Consider the following 2,971-nt stretch of genomic DNA (forward strand, 5'->3'; position numbering starts at 1 on the left):
CAGGAGAAGTCATCCGCGAACTCGTCATCGACCTCGAGAAGAACTATCAGCCCCTAGAAAAGGCAAACGGCCGAACCCAAAAATAGGTTCGGCCGTTGCAGATGTCGTGAGACATCACACGAGCGGTGACGGTGGGATTTGAACCCACGGTAGGGGGTTACCCTACACAACTTTTCGAGAGTTGCACCTTCGGCCGCTCGGACACGTCACCGCGGGAGAGTGTAGTACAGCGGCCTGCGCGGGTCGAACTGAGCGCGGGGTGCGGGCGAGCATCCGGGGATCGATACGATGCGAGTCGTGACCGCCTCTCTGCGCACGCCGTGGCTCGAATCGCGCCGTGCCGCGTGGCGGCGCCGCGCGCAGCAGCTGGGTGAGCTGCTGTACGTGGCGCTCGGCGACTCTGCCGCGCAGGGGGTGGGCACGAGCGATCTCGACGCGAGCTACGTGGGACTGCTCGCGGCCCGGCTGCAGCGCACCACGGGCCGCAGCGTGCGGGTCGTCAACCTCAGCCGCTACGGCGCACGCGTGAAGGACGTTATCGACGAGCAGCTACCCCAGCTCGCCGGTCTCACCCCCGACCTGCTGACCGTCACCGCGGGGGCGAACGACATGCGCCGCTTCGACCGCGACGAGTTCGGCGCCGAGGTCGAGCTGCTGCTGGGCGCCTTGCCGTCGCACGCGATCGTGGCCGACCTGCCGTGCTTCCACTTCGGTCCGCGAGAGTTGGATGCCGTCATCGCGTCCCGCATGATCGCCGACCGGGTGCGCGCGCACCGGCTGGCGCTCGCGCCGCTGCACCGGGTGACCGAGTTTCGGCGGGGGTGGGGCAGCTTTCCGGACTTCGCGTGGGATCAGTTCCACCCGAGCGCGCGCGGCTACCGCGTGTGGGAGTCGGCGTTCGCGGGCGCGGTCACGCGGCGGGCGCGTGCCCTGAGCTGAGGCGCTGTGTTCTCGCCGCACCGTCGAGCGCCAGGTGGGTGGAGGCAGCACAATAACGTCGGTGGCCGCCCGTACTCTGGTGGCATGGCCCGACCGACCGCGAACTTCGTCTGCACGGAGTGCGGCTGGACGACCCTCAAGTGGGCGGGGCGCTGCGGTGAGTGCCAGCAGTGGGGCACCGTGATCGAGAAGGATGCGCCGACGCGGCACACCGCGCCGGCCCGGGTCGCCGAGGGCCGGGCTGCCCGCCCCATCACCGACATCGCCCCTCGAGACGAGAGCCACACGCCCACGGGCATCGTCGAGTTCGACCGCGTGCTCGGCGGCGGTATCGTGCCGGGCGCCGCGATCCTGCTCTCGGGCGAGCCGGGCGTGGGCAAGTCGACGCTGCTGCTCGAGGTCGCCGCTCGCGCGGCGAAGCGCGGCCAGCGGGTGCTCTACGTGAGCGCGGAAGAGTCGGTGGCCCAGGTGCGCTTGCGGGCGGGCCGCACGGGCGCCCTCAGCTCCGAGCTCTTCCTGGCCGCGGAGACCGACCTGGCCACGATCCTCGGCCAGCTCGACGAGGTACGGCCCGAGCTGCTCATCGTCGACTCCGTGCAGACGGTCGCGTCCTCCCTCGTCGACGGTCTCGCGGGCGGCGTCTCGCAGGTGCGAGAGGTCGCGGCGACGCTCATCCGCGTCGCGAAGGACCGCGACCTGCCCGTCGTGCTCGTCGGCCACGTGACGAAGGACGGCACGATCGCCGGGCCGCGCTTGCTCGAGCACCTCGTCGACGTCGTGTGCCAGTTCGAGGGCGACCGCCAGACGGCGCTGCGCTTCGTGCGCGCGCTCAAGAACCGCTACGGCCCCACCGACGAGGTCGGCTGCTTCGAGATGACGGGGGACGGCATCGCGGAGGTCGCCGACCCGTCGATCCTGTTCCGCTCGGGGTCGACCACACCGGTGAGCGGCACGTGCGTCGCCATCGCGATGGAGGGGCGCCGCGCCCTGCCCGTCGAAGTGCAGGCGCTCATCGTCGCCTCGAATGCTCCGCAGCCGCGGCGGGTCGTCAACGGCGTCGACTCCTCGCGCGTCGCCATGCTGCTCGCCGTGCTCGAGCGCCGCTGCGGCATGCCGCTCAGTGGCTTCGACGTGTACGTCTCGACGGTCGGCGGCATTCGCCTCACCGAGCCCGGCGCCGACCTCGCCATCGCTCTCGCCATCGCGAGCGCCCGCCGCGAGAAGGCGCTCGACCCGCACCTCGCCGCAATCGGCGAGATCAGCCTCGCGGGCGAGATCCGCGCCGTCGCCGGGGCACCGCAGCGCGCCGCCGAAGGTGCACGGCTCGGCTACACGAGCATCGTCGACGCGAGCGCCGTGCACGTGCGCGAAGCCGTGCGGCTCGCGTTCGCGAGCGCCGCCGACGAGCCCGCGGGCATCCCCGAGTTCTGAGGGTCCGCTCAGTCCTGCTCGGCTCAGTCCTCGTAGGCTCAGACGCGCAGCGCGTCGAGCACGTCCTGCGGCTCAGCCTGCATGGCGTGCGGGCCGGCCACGTCGAACCACACCGCTTCGAGCACGCCGAGGTTCTGCTCGAGAAACTCGAGCAGCGTCGCCGCGTCGTAGGGCAGCACTCGGTGGTCGGTCTCCTGCGGCACCATCGCCACGTAGGCCTCGGGGCTCGAGAACAGCAGCAGCATGTACTTGTCGCTCTCCCCTCGCCGAAAGACGCGCACCTGCGGCGGCCCGTCGACGGGCAGCAGCGGCACGATGACGTGGTCGTTGCGCAGCGCGAAGGCGACGGCCGCGGCATCCTGCTTCTCAAGGGCGGCAGCGAGCTGCTGCTCGGGCGGCAGGCTCGAGGGCGGCAGGGCTGGCTGAGCGGGGCGCTTCTTCTTCGACATCGCTACCAGCCTACGCAGGGCCCGACCCGACGACGACTCCGGATGCTCCGCTCTAGACGATATGGGTCTTCGGTCCGGTTCTTGAGGCTGGGGCCTCGATTCGCGTAATCGTGGGTTGCCAGCCTGTGGGGGCTGGCCTATCCACCAGGCGA

General features: G+C 70.8%; 3 protein-coding genes and 1 tRNA gene. 2 read left to right on the forward strand and 2 right to left on the reverse strand.

Annotated features, from left to right (window positions below):
- Positions 1–123: 123 nt before the first annotated feature.
- A tRNA-Ser gene (locus FK219_RS13195) sits at positions 124–211 on the reverse strand.
- A gap of 86 nt (positions 212–297) precedes the next feature.
- On the opposite strand from FK219_RS13195, the gene FK219_RS13200 reads away from it, so the two are divergent.
- On the forward strand, positions 298–939 hold the full coding sequence (locus FK219_RS13200; RefSeq protein ID WP_165638155.1) for an SGNH/GDSL hydrolase family protein: 642 nt from the start codon (positions 298–300) through the stop codon (positions 937–939).
- Between the two features lie 84 nt (positions 940–1,023).
- Positions 1,024–2,370, forward strand: a complete 1,347-nt coding sequence (radA, locus tag FK219_RS13205) for a DNA repair protein RadA (protein ID WP_152584333.1) — start codon at positions 1,024–1,026, stop codon at positions 2,368–2,370.
- Between the two features lie 38 nt (positions 2,371–2,408).
- Here the strand turns inward: radA and FK219_RS13210 are convergent, their stop codons facing one another.
- Positions 2,409–2,819 carry an SseB family protein gene (locus FK219_RS13210; protein ID WP_235923975.1) on the reverse strand — a complete coding sequence of 137 codons (411 nt, stop codon included), beginning with the start codon at positions 2,817–2,819 and terminating at the stop codon, positions 2,409–2,411.
- Between the last annotated feature and the right edge of the window lie 152 nt (positions 2,820–2,971).

Source organism: Microcella pacifica (genome assembly GCF_009371975.2).
Classification (GTDB): Bacteria; Actinomycetota; Actinomycetes; order Actinomycetales; family Microbacteriaceae; genus Microcella; species Microcella pacifica.

Coding starts and splice junctions, on each gene's coding strand:
- radA (WP_152584333.1), top strand. CDS start 1,024: ATGGCCCGACCGACCGCGAACTTCGTCTGCACGGAGTGCGGCTGGACG.
- FK219_RS13210 (WP_235923975.1), bottom strand. CDS start 2,819: ATGTCGAAGAAGAAGCGCCCCGCTCAGCCAGCCCTGCCGCCCTCGAGC.